This is a genomic window from Bacteroides sp. AM44-19, assembly GCF_003603395.1.
Lineage (GTDB): Bacteria > Bacteroidota > Bacteroidia > Bacteroidales > Bacteroidaceae > Bacteroides > Bacteroides uniformis.
Genome location: NZ_QTNB01000001.1, coordinates 419,567 through 436,109, shown reverse-complemented (window position 1 = coordinate 436,109; position 16,543 = coordinate 419,567). Strand labels below are relative to the sequence as shown.

General features: G+C 45.2%; 13 protein-coding genes and 1 tRNA gene. 8 read left to right on the top strand and 6 right to left on the bottom strand.

Features of this window, described 5'->3' with window-relative positions; genetic code table 11:
* Window positions 1-106: 106 nt before the first annotated feature.
* Window positions 107-179, bottom strand: a tRNA-Lys gene (locus tag DW947_RS02025).
* Between the two features lie 138 nt (window positions 180-317).
* Between DW947_RS02025 and ettA the strand changes: the two genes are divergently transcribed.
* Window positions 318-2,015 (top strand): energy-dependent translational throttle protein EttA, encoded by a 1,698-nt coding sequence (ettA, locus tag DW947_RS02020; protein ID WP_016273502.1) that lies wholly within the window; start codon window positions 318-320, stop codon window positions 2,013-2,015.
* A 153-nt stretch (window positions 2,016-2,168) separates the two neighbouring features.
* On the opposite strand, the gene DW947_RS02015 is transcribed toward ettA, so the two are convergent.
* The 3 genes from DW947_RS02015 to DW947_RS02005 form a co-directional block, all read right to left on the bottom strand.
* The gene (locus DW947_RS02015) at window positions 2,169-3,497 is read right to left on the bottom strand and encodes a DNA/RNA non-specific endonuclease (protein ID WP_016273503.1); all 1,329 of its coding nucleotides are present in this window, start codon (window positions 3,495-3,497) and stop codon (window positions 2,169-2,171) included.
* Window positions 3,498-3,607: 110 nt separating this feature from the next.
* A complete protein-coding gene (locus DW947_RS02010) occupies window positions 3,608-5,092 on the bottom strand; it encodes a BACON domain-containing protein (RefSeq protein ID WP_119958431.1) in 1,485 nt (494 codons plus the stop codon).
* Window positions 5,093-5,119: 27 nt separating this feature from the next.
* Window positions 5,120-8,389: a TonB-dependent receptor domain-containing protein gene (locus tag DW947_RS02005; protein WP_117704041.1), complete on the bottom strand. Its 3,270-nt coding sequence runs from the start codon at window positions 8,387-8,389 to the stop codon at window positions 5,120-5,122.
* A 376-nt stretch (window positions 8,390-8,765) separates the two neighbouring features.
* On the opposite strand from DW947_RS02005, the gene DW947_RS02000 reads away from it, so the two are divergent.
* From DW947_RS02000 to DW947_RS01980, 4 genes are all read left to right on the top strand, one after another.
* Window positions 8,766-10,103 carry a DEAD/DEAH box helicase gene (locus DW947_RS02000; RefSeq protein WP_119958430.1) on the top strand — a complete coding sequence of 446 codons (1,338 nt, stop codon included), beginning with the start codon at window positions 8,766-8,768 and terminating at the stop codon, window positions 10,101-10,103.
* A 274-nt stretch (window positions 10,104-10,377) separates the two neighbouring features.
* Complete coding sequence (serC, locus tag DW947_RS01995) at window positions 10,378-11,445, top strand: 3-phosphoserine/phosphohydroxythreonine transaminase (RefSeq protein WP_005828105.1); 1,068 nt, start codon at window positions 10,378-10,380, stop codon at window positions 11,443-11,445.
* Between the two features lie 110 nt (window positions 11,446-11,555).
* Entirely contained in the window at window positions 11,556-12,479 is a 924-nt protein-coding gene (locus DW947_RS01990; protein ID WP_035448197.1) for an NAD(P)-dependent oxidoreductase, read from the top strand.
* Between the two features lie 216 nt (window positions 12,480-12,695).
* The gene (locus tag DW947_RS01980; protein ID WP_005836312.1) at window positions 12,696-13,943 is read left to right on the top strand and encodes a DUF1015 domain-containing protein; all 1,248 of its coding nucleotides are present in this window, start codon (window positions 12,696-12,698) and stop codon (window positions 13,941-13,943) included.
* A gap of 60 nt (window positions 13,944-14,003) precedes the next feature.
* On the opposite strand, the gene DW947_RS01975 is transcribed toward DW947_RS01980, so the two are convergent.
* Together DW947_RS01975 and DW947_RS01970 are read right to left on the bottom strand one after the other, a co-directional pair.
* Complete coding sequence (locus DW947_RS01975; protein WP_016273509.1) at window positions 14,004-14,393, bottom strand: hypothetical protein; 390 nt, start codon at window positions 14,391-14,393, stop codon at window positions 14,004-14,006.
* Entirely contained in the window at window positions 14,390-14,938 is a 549-nt protein-coding gene (locus DW947_RS01970) for an RNA polymerase sigma factor (RefSeq protein ID WP_035448201.1), read from the bottom strand. Before DW947_RS01970 ends, DW947_RS01975 begins: the two co-directional genes overlap by 4 nt.
* A 143-nt stretch (window positions 14,939-15,081) precedes the next feature.
* On the opposite strand from DW947_RS01970, the gene DW947_RS01965 reads away from it, so the two are divergent.
* From DW947_RS01965 to DW947_RS01955, 3 genes are read left to right on the top strand one after another with little or no spacing between them, the layout of a single operon-like run.
* On the top strand, window positions 15,082-15,477 hold the full coding sequence (locus DW947_RS01965; RefSeq protein WP_016273511.1) for a DUF6249 domain-containing protein: 396 nt from the start codon (window positions 15,082-15,084) through the stop codon (window positions 15,475-15,477).
* A 50-nt stretch (window positions 15,478-15,527) separates the two neighbouring features.
* Window positions 15,528-16,103 carry a flavodoxin family protein gene (locus tag DW947_RS01960; protein ID WP_005828115.1) on the top strand — a complete coding sequence of 192 codons (576 nt, stop codon included), beginning with the start codon at window positions 15,528-15,530 and terminating at the stop codon, window positions 16,101-16,103.
* A gap of 18 nt (window positions 16,104-16,121) precedes the next feature.
* On the top strand, window positions 16,122-16,523 hold the full coding sequence (locus tag DW947_RS01955; RefSeq protein WP_008663162.1) for an FKBP-type peptidyl-prolyl cis-trans isomerase: 402 nt from the start codon (window positions 16,122-16,124) through the stop codon (window positions 16,521-16,523).
* The last annotated feature ends 20 nt before the right edge of the window (window positions 16,524-16,543 follow it).

Genomic DNA, 16,543 nt, shown 5'->3' with positions numbered 1-16,543 from the left:
ACCCTTTTGGGACTTTCAGGTAAGATGGAAACATAAAAAAAGTCCCACAATACATTGATATTGTAGGACTTTTTTCTTTTTGTCGCCTTCTGACTTTGTTTCTATGTGAACCGCTTGGGGCTCGAACCCAAGACCCCAACATTAAAAGTGTTGTGCTCTACCTGCTGAGCTAGCGATTCAATCCTTCATTGCTGTTAAGCGGATGCAAAGATAGATACTTTTTTGAAAATTGCAAAATAATATCATCTTTTTTCTTATCTTTGTCCCCATTAATCCTTGATATTAATCATTATCACTGAACATTAATCATTAAATACATGGCAACAGTAGACGATAAAAAGATTATCTTTTCTATGGTTGGGCTGAATAAAACCATTCAGCAGAACAACAAGCAGGTACTGAAGAACATTTACCTCTCGTTCTTCTACGGGGCAAAAATCGGTATCATCGGTCTGAACGGTTCGGGTAAATCGACCCTGCTGAAGATTATCGCCGGATTGGATAAGTCCTATCAGGGCGAAGTGGTGTTCTCGCCGGGATATTCTGTGGGATATCTGGCTCAGGAACCGTACCTCGACCCCACCAAGACCGTGAAGGAAATTGTAATGGAAGGCGTGCAGCCCATTGTGGACGCGCTGGCAGAATACGAGGAAATCAACCAGAAGTTCGGCTTGCCCGAATATTATGAGGACCAGGACAAGATGGACAAGCTCTTCTCCCGTCAGGCCGAATTGCAGGACATCATCGACGCGACCGATGCCTGGAACCTCGACAGCAAGCTGGAGCGTGCCATGGATGCCCTCCGTTGTCCGCCCGAAGACCAGTCCGTAGAACATCTTTCCGGTGGTGAGCGCCGCCGTGTGGCCCTTTGCCGCCTATTGTTGCAGAAGCCCGATGTGCTTCTCCTCGACGAGCCCACTAACCACCTTGATGCCGAATCTATCGACTGGCTGGAACAACACTTGCAGCAGTACGAGGGTACGGTGATTGCCGTGACGCACGACCGTTATTTCCTTGACCATGTGGCAGGCTGGATTCTTGAACTGGACCGTGGCGAGGGCATCCCCTGGAAGGGGAACTACTCCAGTTGGCTGGAACAGAAAACTAAGCGCATGGAGCAGGAAGAAAAGACAGCCAGCAAGCGCCGCAAGACACTGGAACGCGAGCTGGAATGGGTACGTATGGCTCCCAAAGCTCGTCAGGCAAAGGGGAAAGCCCGTCTGAACTCCTACGACAAATTACTGAACGAGGACGTGAAAGAGAAGGAAGAGAAGCTGGAAATCTTTATCCCGAACGGCCCCCGTCTGGGCAACAAGGTGATTGAAGCCAAGCAGGTGGCAAAGGCGTTCGGCGACAAACTGCTGTTCGACGACCTCAACTTCATGCTTCCACCCAACGGCATCGTGGGTATCATCGGCCCCAACGGTGCCGGTAAGACCACGCTTTTCCGCCTTATCATGGGACTGGAAAAGGCAGACAAGGGCGAGTTCGAGGTAGGGGAAACCGTAAAGGTGGCCTACGTGGACCAGCAGCATAAGGACATCGACCCTAACAAGAGTGTATATCAAGTCATTTCCGGTGGAAACGACCTGATTCGCATGGGTGGACGCGACATCAATGCGCGCGCCTATCTGTCCCGTTTCAACTTCTCCGGTGCCGACCAGGAAAAGCTCTGCGGAGTGCTTTCCGGTGGTGAACGCAACCGCCTGCACCTGGCGCTCTGCCTGAAGGAAGAGGGTAATGTGCTTCTGCTGGACGAGCCTACCAACGACATCGACGTGAACACGCTCCGCGCCCTCGAAGAAGGTTTGGAGGACTTTGCCGGATGTGCCGTGGTTATCAGCCACGACCGTTGGTTCCTCGACCGTATCTGTACGCACATCCTCGCTTTCGAAGGAGATTCCAATGTGTTCTTCTTTGAAGGTTCTTATTCAGAATATGAGGAAAATAAACAGAAGCGCCTTGGGAAAGAAGAACCCACCCGTGTACGTTATAGAAAGTTGATGAATGACTGATTTGAGTATTTCAAAGAACAAATAGGAGAGAGGGAGGTCAGCCATAAGGCAAACCTCCCTCTCTCTTCTTATTATCTACTCGTCACTCAGGGAGTGTGTAATATACCATTATTCATGTTCAGATTCACGAATATTCATTCGTAGCACATGATACTACCAGGCCCAATCGGTGAGATTATAGCTACTCTCCACTTCATCCTCAATATAATCGGGAAGATTGCAGAAGAAGTCTATGCCAGTCTTGCTTTCAAGTTCATCAATGCTGATGGCATTTGCTTTGGTGTCATCCCTATTCAGCGGATGTTCAAAAGTATAGCCGTAGTCATCACGATGTTCCACCCAAAAACCTATGGTCTGATAGGATGTAGCTATGTCAACGGGCTGATTGGCACGATGAGCCAATACGGCAATGAAGTAATATTGTGGAACAGGCAATCCTTTTGATGTGAAACCCTTTGAGTCAGTAGCGGGCATCACTCCATCTCCTCCTGCCTTGGTTCCCTTATAATCTATCAATAGCTTGTCGAGCGTTCCACCTTTTGCCACATAGATTTTATCGTACACACTTCCAAAGGCATTGTCCTTGCGCACCCATGAATTGAGTAACTGCTCGAAGGTAACCCAGTAACCGCCATTGAATGAGTTGAGTTGTGGACTCATGTTGCTGAAGTAGAAAGTCTGCTTATTGGCTTCTGTAGAAAAAGAACGGTCATCGGAAGCACAGAGGTGTCCTCGGTCGAATCCGTCATTGGTATGCCAGCTATTGTCAACCCTCATACTCTCCGGCAGCAATGGGTCTACTGCCCAGGCGTCATCACTTCTGGTTACATTTTTCACCCCCGTAATGGCATCGTAGCTATAGGCCACCCAGCGAGAATGTTTCATGTGGTCGTTCCATTCCATTGCATAGTTAAGCACCTTGTTGCCACCGGCCGTAACTTCATGCTCCACGTAGGTATTGCCCTCCATCAGATGTGGCATTTCGTATTCTGTCACGTAATTTTGTCCTTGGGCGGATACATTCGCATTTTTGTTTTCTATCACAATTTTTTGGGCTGCATTATGCTCCACTCCTACATTTATCCCATCAACGTATGCGATGCGAAGTTTGAACATGGCAACTTGTGAAGGAAGCTGATAGCGTACCCAATAAGAAGTTTTTGCTTTGGCCACAGCCTTGTCACTCCATTGCTTTACGGTGGAGTAATCGGGAAGTGACGATAGATTATCAGTATCAAATTCTTCTGAAAAGGTGAATCCGTCACCGGAAATAGTCTTATTGGCTGCAATACTGATTTGCGAACGGATTGATTCATCCAATGTCAAGCCTTTGCTACCATCAATAGCATATAGTACTTCACGCTTGGAACCTTGTTCAGTGAATTGAATGTCATTGATAGTGGGATGTTCATTCATTTCTGAAGAATCATCTGAGCTACATCCACAGAACAATGGCAGCAACAGGCAAATCGCTAAAATCAAATTGTAATATCTTTTATTCATATCATATATAAAATTGAAAAAGAAATCCGCAATGTCATCTACATATACTGTGATGGCAGTGCGGATTTTACTTTATTATAAAAAATTCTTTATTCAGTCACTTTAGAAATGAAGAATGCGCTTCCCACTTGATCGGAATCTTTGTAGCTGGTACGAACACCGCATATAGTAATCTTATCACCTTCAACAATACCCAGTGATTCGAACTGTTTGCTTGCGCCTTTCCAGCCTGTAAGAAGACCATAAACATATACCTTGCCGCTTTCATCTGTAATATCAAAATTACCATAAAGGGTACTTGCGATATTTGATACAGTACCGGTCAACTGGTAATATTGTGAAGGGCTTTCCTCTGCTGCAAGGAAATCAGCAACAGTAACTGTTTTTACACTCTTCACGTCCTCTGCAACGGCATTGGTCATCTGCGGAGTACCTTTGTATTCGGCACGTGGACCAACGAGAGTTACAATGTCACCTTCCTTGATATTAGAATCAGCAAAATCTTTGATGCCATGGATATATACATCACCCGAGAAATCCTTGATGTAGATATTGCCATATTGGGTATTAGCAATCTTGGTCACTACACCACTAATGCGGTATTGTGTAGCACCAACCTCGGCGGCAATGAATTCAGCAACAGTAGCTTCAACGATGGCGCCCTGCTGTGAGAGTTCAGTCTTGCTTGTGTAATCTTTTTTACCGTCAGTAGTGCGGAATGTAATGCTGGTTGAACGGTCACCACCTTCGTTTCGGGCAGCCTGGAACTTCACGCAAGCATCTGTTCCTTTCTGGTCGATAGAGACAATAGACAACCATTCTTTGGCATCCTCAGGAATTTCTACAGAAACGCCGTTGCCTTTGGTTATGATGTATGCCTCAAAGATACCACCCTCAACCGGAAGTACATCATTGTAGACAGAGTCGACCTTGATGAGCGATTTGTTAATCTTGAGCACAGTAACATCAACAAGCTCAACTGTAGTACCGTAGGTGGTTTTGGGACCTTGTATTGTTACCTCATCGCCTTCTTCCAGACCCAGGCTGGCAAAATTCTTCGTATTGCCTTTGGCGTCCAAAGTTCCATAGACGTAAACCTTACCGGTGGCATCCACAATGTCCCAGTTGCCGTAAACGGTGTTGGAAATATTTGAAACAACACCGGTCACTTTATAAGTCTTCTTGTCGGGACCGGCTATTACCTCGGCACAAGTAGCTTCCGAAATGACTGGCAAGCCTTGCATGATAGTCAAGTTCTGAGTTTCATTGGCGCTGCTCAGCTTCAGTTCCACTGAACGGCCATCCACAGCTTCATCAGCAGAGAATGTGATTTTGCTTTCGCCTTGAGGACCTTGAGTTGTAGAGATGGTAAGCCAATCGGCCTTGTCGTTACCTGTGATAATCCATTCGGACTTCGATTCAATTGTAATGTCAGTGCTACCTCCTTCAACCGGCAGCGCAACGTACGACTGTGAAACCTTCAATCCTGACAAGCCTATTGCTGCATCATCTTCAGCACAGCTTGAGAAAAGGGAAATCACAGCAGCAAGTACTATAAATAGATATTTTTTCATATTCTTCGATTATATTTAAATTGATAATCAGTTAAAGCAATACTTAATACCGATAGAAGCATACCAGCACTGACCAATAGCATGGTTGAGAGTCCAAGTCTTGGTGTTGCCATTTATAGACTCCGGAGTTGAGAATGTAGCAAAACCTTCAGCGTCTACACCTTCATACTTCAAGATACGGGCTTCGTTACCGATAGCAGGATTCAAATGCTTACTTACTCCCCAGCTTGAATTGAAGAAATTAAGCACGTTCTTCATATCAAAGCTCAGCTGCAATTTGTGCTTGGCACCACATACATTCAAGTTGAAATCGTGCTTATAAGAGAAATCTACACGGTGTACCCAAGGAGAATAAAGACTGTTGGGCTCAGCATATTTACCCTGATTATTCTTAAGGTATGAGTCGTTGTGTACATAATCCATGAAGCGTGTCTTGTCATCCTCGCTGACGAAACGGAATGAACCATCGGCAACCTGCTTGTCTGTAGGGATATAAATGGCATCGTAGTTGTAACCGTCACCGTTCATGTCGTTGGCAAGCATGTAAGAGTAATTGTAACCGCCACGCCAAGTCTCGTAAATCAAACTAAAGTGGTTGCCGCTCTTGTCGTTGATAGTGGCACTTGCAATGAAACGGTCGGGAGTAACGTTTAGGCCATTGTGCAAACGGAAGTTGTTGACACCTTCGTATGTAGAAAGGTAGTTGAGTACTGAAGAAGCATTGGAACCCGGAAGTGAAGTCACCTCCTTAGATACTGTATGCGTATAAGCAGCCATCAAATTGATCCATTTGGCAGGCGCTGCGTTCACGGTAACGCTGGTCGACCATCCGTAACCGCGGCTTGTATTCTCAAGCATGTAAGCACTGGGCAGACTCTTGCCCGCCTCGTCCGTATAAGTAGCGTCAGACGGGAATACAGGACGGTTATCAGCACCATTGAAGCGTGTAAAGCCGTTTATATCTTTCTGGCTCCAGTCTTTCAACATGGCGGCATTAAGTGTCTTGTTATAGATTCCTTCTACCGTCACGTTCAATGGGAATGATACGGGTACTGTATAATCCACGGCAATTGAAGACTTCCAGACCTGTGGCATTTTAAAGTCGGGATCGACGCCGCAAATGCTTGAAGGAACTGTACCGTCTTCCGGTTTGATTGTCTGAGGATAACCCAAATCATAAAGCTTTTGTTTCAGAGCTTCTGTAGAAAGGATTCCACCTTTGAATTCATCCATAGTGAAACCTTTGTCTTTTGCATTCTTGGCATTGACTTGCGCCTGATATTGAATCATACCGCCATTGGTAGGCATATTGGTAAAGAATACCAAAGGCAGACGTCCGGAGAACAAACCGCTACCACCACGCAGCTTCAAAGTATTGTTGCCAAGTATATCCCAACTGAAACCTATACGAGGAGATACTGTCAATGAGTTTCCGGGCCATTTGCCGGTATCGATATGACGACCGTTGTAGTCAAGGTCAAGAATAGCATTGTTGGTCATCAAGTCACCATTATCAAAGAAGAGTCCGTCGAAGCGCAGACCGGCTGTAACCTTGAAATCGGAACGTACGTTCCATTCGTCTTGCAAGTAGAAGCCCAATTTATTGTACTGAACACGTGATGCAGGTTCGTTTTCACCGTTATAGCCATAAGTCAAACATACAATTTCCGGAGCAGCTCCTTGAACAAAGTCATCCAGGCTGGTATAGCGATAATATCCTGTACCGTTACGGAGATACTGGTTGTCGGCCATTTGATGCTCATAGTTCAAGCCAACCATGATTTTATGATTGCCGGTATAGTAAGTTACGTCATCTTTTATATTCCACACTGTGTTGTGGACTGCGTTATTGTAAGTGAAAAGTTCTTCACCAAAAGAGATGTAGTTTTGATTGTCTTTCAAAATATCGACAAATGGGAAAATACTGGAATTAGTACCACGTACGTCATCCAACTTGGAGAATGTTGCCAAAAACTGGTTGGACAAGGTAGCAGAGAAGCGGCTGTTAAGGTCGAAAGACAATGAATGTACCAAGTTATCCAAGGAATACATGGAGTTGGCATACGACATGGCATACTGTGAAGTACGACTACCCGACATACGAGTACCACCGTCCATAGAGGAAGCGTTAGGGGCATTCCATACGGTATTCTTGGTATAGTTATAACGCAAAGCCAAGCGATGGTTGTTGTTGATGTTCCAGTCTATACGTGCCAATAATTTAGTGTTCTTATTGTCAGACGGGAAGCTGCTGAATGAACCGGTGTCATAGCCATATCTTTCTTTCGCTATATCGGACACATTCTGAAGATCGGCAACGGTTGCACGTGAGATGTATGCATCTGCATTGGCCACACCGTCTTCGGAAGCACGCCAGCGATTGGCAATTGCAGGAGTATTCTGCAGCTCGCCGTTTGCAAAGAAGAAGAGCTTATTCTTGATTATCGGACCGCCAATAGTAAAACCATATGTAGTTGACTGGTCTTTCTCGCGAGCACCTAAGATTGTTTCACGATCAATGGCATCACCGCGCATGTTTTCATTCTGGTGATAAATATAAGCTGTACCTTTGTAAGTATTGGTACCTGATTTGGTAATGGCATTGATACCGCCACCGATGAAGTTGGTCTGGCGTACATCAAACGGAGATATGACAATCTGAATTTCGTCAATCGCCTCTATAGAGACCGGATTACCGCCACCAGGCAGGTTGGAACTCAAACCGAAGTTGTTGTTGAAGTTGGCACCGTCGATTGTGAAGTTGGCTGTACGACCGTCAGATCCGGCAAACGACATCCCATTACCACCGTAAGCAGACAAACGAGAATAGTCGGTAATGCTACGGCTTACAGAAGGCATGCTGGCAATCTGTGTATTGGAAATGTTGGTTGTTGCTCCGGTCTTTTCGGAAGCAAATTTAGTCTTTTGAGCTGTAACAACTACTTCCTCAAGAAGCTCTGATGATTCTTTCATCTGTACATTCAAATTGTAGACTTCACCTAATTGAAGAGTCACATCCTTGTACATCATTGTTTGGTAGCCGATGTAAGAGACTTCCACACTGTAAGGCCCGCCTGCCCGCATACCTTGAATGGTATAACGACCATCAATGTTTGTAATTGCGCCATATCGTGTCCCGGAAGGCTCGTGTATAGCCTGAACTGTTGCACCGATAATGGCTTCTTTGTCTGGGTCTGTTACCTTTCCACTTAATGAGGAGGTAGTCACCTGAGCCTTAGCTGTCATTGCGACTATCACCATAATTGTGGAAAGAATGAATCGCATTCTTTTTGCCATGAGATTTTAATTAATATGATTAAACTATTAAAAAACGTTGCAAATTTAAACAATAACTTTCAGATTACCGTTACATATCAATTACAATTTTATATTATATCTTTGGCATAAAAATGTATTTGTCAAAAGAAAACGGTGATTTTGTCAAGGACGTGCTCAATCAACCTGTTTCCTCAGGTAGATTGAGCACGTCCTTGACAACCTCAATATCTTTACTTCCCCAAAATTAAAGTGGGAGAAAACGACTTTAATTTTCTCCTATTCGATTGACGGGCATGTCATGATTTTAGGTAGCTTTCTTAAAAGCTGTTTTCGTTTTGATGGAAACTGACTTCTTATCCGTATCTTTGCATATTGATTAAAAAAAGAGATATTCATGGAACTTTCGGATATACTTCATAATTTGAAGATACAAGAACTTACTCCGATGCAGGAGGCTGCTAAGGAAGCCTATCAATCAGCTAAAGATTTAGTACTTCTTTCGCCCACCGGTTCGGGTAAGACACTGGCTTTTCTCCTTCCGCTGGTACAGACCTTGAAAGCGGATATACAAGGTGTGCAGGCTCTTGTACTAGTACCTTCACGCGAATTGGCTTTGCAGATAGAAACTGTGTTCAAGTCTATGGGAACTCCTTTCAAGGCTATGAGCTGCTATGGCGGACGCCCTGCTATGGAAGAACACCGGACAATGAAAGGCATTCATCCCGCCGTCATTATCGGTACTCCGGGACGTATGAGCGACCATTTGAGGAAAGAGAATTTCAATGCCGCCACTGTCGTCACTCTGGTGATAGATGAATTCGACAAGTGTCTTGAGTTCGGTTTCCATGACGAGATGGCAGAGGTTATCGGGCAGCTTCCCTCACTGAAAAAGCGTGTGCTTCTCTCGGCCACCGATGCAGAGGAAATACCGCAATTTGCCGGAGTAGGAGGTGATTCCCCGTCTTCCGTCTCCCGGCTCATGAAGCTTGATTTTCTTGCTCCGGAAGCCCTTGCTCCGCGTCTGCGGCTGCATAAGGTCGTTTCTCCGGAGAAGGACAAGCTGGAGACCCTCTATAACCTGCTTTGTACTCTCGGCTATCATTCCACTCTGGTATTCTGCAATTATCGTGAAAGCGTGGAGCGTGTTGCCGGGTACCTGCAAGCCAGGAAGTTCCCTTGCGACATGTTTCATGGCGGTATGGAGCAACCCGACCGCGAACGTGCGCTTTACAAGTTCCGTAATGGCAGTTGCGCCGTGCTGATATCTACAGACCTTGCCGCCCGCGGACTGGATATTCCGGGTATTGAGAATGTGGTGCATTACCATCCTCCCGTAAACGAGGAAGCCTATACACACCGTAATGGACGTACCGCCCGTTGGGAGGCATCGGGAAATGCATATCTTGTCCTGCATGCCGAGGAGCGGGTACCCGAGTACATTTCTGAAGACATCGAAACGTACGAGTTTCCGGAGACGCTTCCCAAACCGGCCAAGCCCCGATGGGCTACCTTATATATAGGTAAAGGGAAAAAGGATAAGTTGAACAAGATAGATATTGTCGGCTTCTTGTATAAAAAAGGAGGGATGGCGCGTGAAGATGTCGGGCAGGTGGACGTAAAGGAACACTATGCCTTTGTAGCCGTGCGCCGCAGTAAAATGAAACAATTGTTGACGCTGGTACGCGGTGAAAAAATCAAGGGAATGAAAACTGTTATCGAGGAAGCAAAATGATTTATCTTATAAATATTCATTTTATTTGCGCTTATTCTTTTGAATATGAAGTAATGAAACCGCCTTGCTTTTAGTTTCTCTAAAAGTATTATCCTTGATAAGTAAAGATAACAAAATGGTGTATATATCTTGTATAAACCATTAAAAAGTAAGCTAAATGCGGCTTAAAAATAGAATTTCATCAGGAAAGGTTTGTTTTGAAGAAATATTTCCGTAATTTCGCAAAGTCGAAAGACATTAATGAACGAAATTGTATAACCAAAACAAACTTCAAATGAAAAAGCATAATTTCAATGCAGGACCTTCTATCCTTCCTCGTGAGGTGATTGAGAATACGGCACAAGCTATTCTTGATTTCAATGGCTCAGGCCTCTCACTGATGGAAATCAGCCACCGTGCCAAAGACTTCCAACCCGTTGTGGACGAAGCTGTGGCATTATTCAAAGAATTGCTCAATATCCCCGAAGGATATTCGGTACTGTTCTTGGGCGGTGGTGCCAGTTTGGAATTCTGCATGGTACCCTTCAACTTCCTTGAAAAGAAAGCTGCTTACCTGAATACGGGTGTATGGGCCAAGAAAGCCATGAAAGAAGCTAAGGCATTCGGTGAAGTAGTTGAAGTCGCTTCTTCCGCTGAATCTACTTATACTTATATTCCGAAGGACTATACAGTGCCTGCTGATGCAGACTATTTCCACATCACTACCAACAATACAATCTACGGTACGGAACTGAAAGAGGATTTGGACGTAAACGTTCCGATGGTGGCCGATATGTCTTCTGATATTTTCTCCCGTCCCATCGACGTATCCAAATATATCTGTATCTATGGTGGTGCGCAGAAGAATCTGGCTCCTTCCGGTGTTACATTCGTCATCGTGAAGAATGACGCGCTGGGTAAGGTATCCCGCTATATCCCGACCATGCTGAACTATCAGACGCATGTGGATAGCGGCTCTATGTTCAATACTCCTCCCGTTGTCCCCATCTATGCAGCCCTGCAGACATTGCGCTGGATTAAGGCAGAGGGTGGCGTGAAGGAAATGGAACGCCGTGCCATCGAAAAGGCCGATATGCTGTATGCTGAAATTGACCGTAACAAAATGTTTGTGGGTACGGCTGCCAAAGAAGACCGTTCACGCATGAACATCTGCTTTGTGATGGCTCCCGAATACAAGGAACTGGAAGCTGACTTCCTGAAGTTCGCTACCGAAAGAGGTATGGTAGGTATCAAGGGACACCGTTCTGTAGGTGGATTCCGTGCATCCTGCTACAATGCCATGCCAAAGGAAAGCGTGCAGGCTTTGATTGACTGCATGCAGGAATTTGAGAAACTTCATTAATAATATTGTTTTTCACCACAGATTACGCAGATTTGCACAGATTGTTTTTATGATTAAACTCTGTGATAATCTGTGTCATCTGTGGTGAGTCTTTTTAATATCATGAAATTATGAAAGTATTAGTTGCAACAGACAAACCGTTTGCCAAAGTGGCAGTAGACGGTATCCGTAAAGAAATAGAAGCAGCAGGTTACGAACTCGTGCTGCTGGAAAAATATGGTGAAAAAGCCAAGCTGCTGGAGGCTGTGAAAGATGCCAACGCTATCATTATCCGTAGTGACATCATTGATGCTGAAGTGCTGGATGCCGCCAAGGAACTGAAGATTGTGGTGCGTGCCGGTGCCGGTTATGACAATGTGGACCTGGAAGCAGCTACTGCCCACAATGTATGTGTAATGAATACTCCGGGACAGAACTCCAATGCTGTGGCCGAGTTGGCTTTCGGCTTGATGGTGATGGCTGTCCGTAATATGTATAACGGTACTTCCGGTACTGAACTGATGGGCAAGAAACTGGGTATCCACGCTTATGGTAACGTGGGGCGCAACGTAGCCCGTATTGCCAAAGGCTTCGGTATGGAGATTTATGCGTTCGACGCTTTCTGCCCGAAAGAAGTAATCGAGAAGGATGGAGTGAAGGCTGTGGGTTCTGCCGAAGAGCTTTACTCTACTTGTGATGTCGTTTCCCTGCATATTCCTGCAACTGCCGAAACGAAGAATTCCATCAATTATGCATTGGTGAACAAGATGCCGAAAGGTGGACTGCTGGTGAACACAGCCCGTAAGGAAGTCATCAATGAAGCCGAGCTTATCCAGCTGATGGAAGAGCGTACCGACTTGAAATACATGACCGACATTATGCCTGCTGCCAATGAAACATTTGCAGCCAAGTTTGCCGGACGTTATTTCTCTACACCGAAAAAGATGGGTGCCCAGACTGCCGAAGCCAATATCAACGCAGGTATTGCCGCTGCCAAGCAGATTGTAGGCTTCCTGAAAGACGGTTGCGAGAAGTTCCGCGTAAACAGGAAATGAGATGAATAGTAAGACTACCTATAAATGTTCAGTTCTTTATTTAGCAATAGGTGCTGGTATATTTTCATTAAGTAGTATATTCAGAAATGAATTGTCAGATTTCGCCCTCGGTTTTTGCGAGGGCGTATCTATTGTACTGATATTAGGTAGTGCAATTTATCTGGTAAGATATTTCGTGAAAAAGAAACCTCAATAATCCATATAAAACACTCTCTTATGGCTATAATTAAACCCTTTAAAGGGATTCGTCCCCCTCAGGATTTGGTGGAACAAGTAGCGTCCCGTCCTTACGACGTATTGAATTCTGCAGAAGCACGTGCAGAAGCGGAAGGTAATGAAAAATCCCTATATCATATTATCAAGCCGGAAATAGATTTTCCCGTCGGTACGGATGAGCATGACGAACGTGTTTATCGGAAAGCTGCAGAGAACTTTCGTATGTTCCAAGAGAAAGGCTGGCTGGTGCAGGATGATAAAGAAAACTATTACGTCTATGCCCAGACCATGAACGGCAAGACACAGTACGGTCTTGTTGTCGGTGCCTATGTTCCCGATTATATGAACGGTGTTATCAAGAAGCACGAGTTGACTCGTCGTGATAAAGAGGAGGACCGTATGAAGCATGTCCGCGTGAACAATGCCAACATTGAGCCCGTGTTCTTTGCCTATCCCGATAATGCTGCGCTGGATGCCATCATTTCCCGTTATACAGCCGGGAAACCGGTATACGACTTTATCGCTCCGGGTGACGGTTTCGGTCATACCTTCTGGATTATAGACAAGCAGGAGGACATTGATGCCATTACCCAAGAGTTTGCCCAAATGCCCGCCCTCTACATTGCCGATGGGCATCATCGCAGCGCCGCTGCCGCTTTGGTGGGTGCGGAGAAAGCCAAGCAAAATCCCAATCACCGTGGTGACGAAGAGTACAACTACTTCATGGCTGTGTGCTTCCCTGCCAACCAGTTGACTATTATTGACTATAACCGGGTGGTGAAGGACTTGAACGGCATGACTCCCGAAGAGTTTCTGGCTGCTGTGGGCAAGAATTTCATCGTGGAGGAGAAAGGTGAGGACATCTATAAGCCGTCCGAACTGCATAACTTCTCCCTCTATTTGAACGGAAAGTGGTACAGCCTTACTGCCAAACCGGGTACTTATAATGATAACGACCCCATTGGAGTACTGGATGTAACCATCTCCTCCAATCTGATACTGGATGAAGTGCTCGGCATCAAAGACCTCCGTTCCGACAAGCGTATTGACTTTGTAGGCGGCATCCGTGGTCTGGGAGAGTTGAAGAAGCGGGTGGACAGTGGTGAGATGAAAGTGGCATTGGCCCTCTATCCCGTTTCCATGAAGCAGCTGATGGACATCGCCGATACGGGCAACATCATGCCTCCCAAGACAACTTGGTTTGAGCCGAAGTTGCGTTCGGGACTGGTGATTCATAAACTGGACTAAATGAATTGATATAAACTGAAACGGGGATGTCTTCCACTAAAAGACATCCCCGTTTTTCGTTCAGAACTCTGGAAGCTTAGGAGTGTGATGTTTGAAATACAGTTTTCTCATCCACCGGTCAAACAGGATGAAAAGCGGAATGGTCAGAATCAGTAGGAGATAAAAGCAAGGAATCTGGATACTTTCTGACTGTGGGAGGGTGGTGGGCGTAAAGGCTTCCCGGATGCTGTCTCCGAAGTACAGAACCAATCCTGTCCCACTGACACCTATCAAGAAGATAGCAGCGGCAATAGTTGCAAGCAGAATTCTTCTTTCTGATTTCTTCTCGCGCAGACGTATGGCTTCTTCTACCTTCTGCATGGTGCGGTAGGTAAAATTGGACGGCAGGCGGAAAGTAGTCTGTTCTCTTACCGCCTTTTTCAATCCTCTATCTTTTAGTTCTTCGTTCATACTTTTTCTTGTTTCATCAACACATAAATCTTTTTACGTATACGGTGTAGCTTCACTTTTGCGTTGCTTTCCGTCAGTCCCAGGATGAGAGCGACCTCATTCAATGTTTTTTCTTCATAATAGAACAGGCTTATCAGTGCCTGTTCCTCGGAATCGAGTTGCTCCATGGCTCTGTTCAATTTGGCAATTTGCTCTTCCCCTTCATCATTTAAGGCTTCATCTACTTGTGTATCGGATATGTTGGCAAGCAGTGTATCATCCATGACAAAGGTATCAAATTTCTTTTTCCGTGCACTCGAGATGGCCGTATTATATGCAATCGAATAAATCCACGTCGAAAAAGAACTGGTGCCCTTGAAAGACGAGAGATGCTGGAAGGCTTTCAGGAAGACATCTTGGGTCAGTTCTTCGGCATCTTCCTGGTTGGAGACGATACGGGCCACCAGGATGAATACCTGCTGGCCGTATGTGTTGAGAAAATGCTCGTAAAGAGCAGTCTCTCCCCTCAAGATGCGCTGGATGATATGTCTCTCGTCGTCTTTCATTTTGTCTGTTAGACGCAAGTTTGTTTGGTTGGTTACAGATTTTCGGAAGAAAAAATATTTTTCCGGAAAAGTGTAACCTCATGTAAACTGCCGCGTCTAAAGGGTACAAAGAAACGAAATTACTAATTTAAATTGAAACGAATATGATGGATTTTATTATGGTGCCTGCGGTGATGACAATCATTACTTTAGGAGTTTACAAATTGTTTGAGCTGTTTGTTTGTAAGAAGGAAAGAATCATGCTGATTGAGAAGATGGACGAGCGGGGACTACTCCCTCAGATGGATACGCCTAAATTACGTGGAAGTAGCTTTTCGTTCTCTGCCCTGAAAATAGGATGTCTGTTGGCTGGTATGGGACTTGGGTTATTGCTGGGTTATCTTATCTGCTATGCGACGATTCCCAATTACTTTACTGCGGACAGAGACTGGATGTATAGGGAGACTGTTTCCCTTATTTATGGGGCTTGTGTGCTGGGTGTTGGTGGAATCGGACTGATAGTGGCTTTTATTACAGAACTAAAACTGAACAAGAAGTAAGGTTATTATGTAGAAAATGCCGACCTTTGCTGAAAAATTAAGAGTATGCAATGAAGGTATTGATTCTTAACGGTAGTCCTCGTCGTCATGGCAACATGTCGAAAATGTTGGAGCTGATGAAGCAGGAACTTGAAGGCTGCGGAGTTGGAACAGTTTATATAGACGTTCCACAGTTGCAGGTACATCCCTGCATCGGTTGCATGAAGTGTCGCAGTTCATTGAAGTGTTGTCTGCCCGAGGATGGGGCACAGAGAGTGTTGCAGTCTATGAAAGAAGCCGATGCAGTGATAATCGGTGCCCCTTGCTATTGGGGAAACATGCCGGGAGAAGTGAAAGTGCTTTTCGACCGTATGGTTTACGGTATGATGGGGGAGAACTCCTGGGGAATGCCCCTTCCGCTTCATAAGGGCAAGAAAGCGATTGTGGTAAGCACTTGTACTACCCCTTATCCTTTCAATATTCTCTATAATCAGACGCACGGTGTGGTGAAAGCTTTCAGGGAGATTCTGAAATGGAGTGGTTTCAAGATTGTGAAAACCATTGAGAGGGGAGGTACTAAGAAGCATCCTGAGCTGACGGAAAAGGATATGCGGAACTGCAAGAAAGCAGTGCACAAATTATTGTAAAGTATTGAAAAAGTCAATATGAGTAGAAAAGAAGAATATAAATTGCAGAACGAACAGTTTCTGGAGCAGTTGCGTACGGCAGAAGGAATCAAGGAATTGCCTTGCGGCATACTTTATCGGGTATTGGAGGAAGGCAGAGACGGTCCGACACCACGTCTCAACAGTGTAGTATCTGTGCATTATAAAGGCACGCTTATTAATGGGCGTGAGTTCGATAATTCGTGGAAACGGAATTGTCCGGAGGCTTTTCGTCTGAATGAAGTGATTGAGGGCTGGCAGATTGCCTTGCTACGAATGCATCCCGGAAGTCGTTGGATTGTATATATCCCTTACACCATGGGATACGGTACACGTACCAGTGGACCCATTCCGGCGTATTCCACACTGATATTTGAAGTGGAATTACTAAATATCTCGTGACACTGCTGAACAATTTGCTT

Coding starts and splice junctions, on each gene's coding strand:
- DW947_RS02005 (WP_117704041.1), bottom strand. CDS start 8,389: ATGGCAAAAAGAATGCGATTCATTCTTTCCACAATTATGGTGATAGTC.
- DW947_RS01975 (WP_016273509.1), bottom strand. CDS start 14,393: ATGAACGAAGAACTAAAAGATAGAGGATTGAAAAAGGCGGTAAGAGAA.
- DW947_RS02010 (WP_119958431.1), bottom strand. CDS start 5,092: ATGAAAAAATATCTATTTATAGTACTTGCTGCTGTGATTTCCCTTTTC.
- serC (WP_005828105.1), top strand. CDS start 10,378: ATGAAAAAGCATAATTTCAATGCAGGACCTTCTATCCTTCCTCGTGAG.
- DW947_RS02000 (WP_119958430.1), top strand. CDS start 8,766: ATGGAACTTTCGGATATACTTCATAATTTGAAGATACAAGAACTTACT.
- DW947_RS01955 (WP_008663162.1), top strand. CDS start 16,122: ATGAGTAGAAAAGAAGAATATAAATTGCAGAACGAACAGTTTCTGGAG.
- ettA (WP_016273502.1), top strand. CDS start 318: ATGGCAACAGTAGACGATAAAAAGATTATCTTTTCTATGGTTGGGCTG.
- DW947_RS01980 (WP_005836312.1), top strand. CDS start 12,696: ATGGCTATAATTAAACCCTTTAAAGGGATTCGTCCCCCTCAGGATTTG.
- DW947_RS01990 (WP_035448197.1), top strand. CDS start 11,556: ATGAAAGTATTAGTTGCAACAGACAAACCGTTTGCCAAAGTGGCAGTA.
- DW947_RS01960 (WP_005828115.1), top strand. CDS start 15,528: ATGAAGGTATTGATTCTTAACGGTAGTCCTCGTCGTCATGGCAACATG.
- DW947_RS01970 (WP_035448201.1), bottom strand. CDS start 14,938: ATGAAAGACGACGAGAGACATATCATCCAGCGCATCTTGAGGGGAGAG.
- DW947_RS01965 (WP_016273511.1), top strand. CDS start 15,082: ATGATGGATTTTATTATGGTGCCTGCGGTGATGACAATCATTACTTTA.